Source organism: Haloferax sp. Atlit-6N (assembly GCF_003383195.1).
GTDB lineage: Archaea > Halobacteriota > Halobacteria > Halobacteriales > Haloferacaceae > Haloferax > Haloferax gibbonsii.
On the sequence record NZ_QEQJ01000090.1, the window covers coordinates 1 to 634 of the forward strand.

The window sequence follows — 634 nt, forward strand, 5'->3', positions numbered from 1 at the left end:
GGCCGCGGCGCGCGTGCCATCGAAGCCGTCTCGGAGGGTCGCATCAAGCGCTACCGGGACTTCACCGTCGTCGTCGGCCACGAAGACGAGTACGTCGTCGAGGACGGCGGGTGCACCTGTAAGGACAGCGCGTACAACCTCGATCCGGAGGACCCCCACGAGCGCTGCTGGCACGTGCTCGCGGTCGCCATCGCCGAACGCATCGGCGAAGTCGACTACCACGAGATGTGGTACTCCGAGGTTCGGGAGTTCATATAGACCCCGTCGAGACGCGCTCCGCACCGTTTTTACCACGTCTCGGCGAATTTCGGGTATGCCAACGATCGACGAGAAGCGAGTGTACACCGACAACTCCGGGACCGAGACGGTCTATCTCGCGACGGGACTCGGCGTCGTCGCCGTCTCCGTCTCCGACGACCTGATCGGGGAGTTCGGCGTCGCAGCTCGGTGTCACGCCCGCGACGTCGCGACGGCGGGCCCGCTCGTCGCGGTCGCGACCGACGAGGAGGTCTTGGTGGCGGATCGGAGCACAGTGGACGGCGACGCGGCCGCCACCGCCGGCCCGTCCGACGCGCTCGATTTCGCCGCGACCGGCTTCGGGCCCGCGACCGCCGTCGGATTCGACGCGGACGCG

Annotated in this window: 2 pseudogenes; both read left to right on the forward strand. The window is 68.5% G+C overall.

Annotated elements, in window-relative coordinates:
* Window positions 1-258: pseudogene (locus tag DEQ92_RS21305) on the forward strand (hypothetical protein); the annotation flags it as partial.
* Between the two features lie 55 nt (window positions 259-313).
* Window positions 314-634: pseudogene (locus DEQ92_RS21310) on the forward strand (hypothetical protein); the annotation flags it as partial.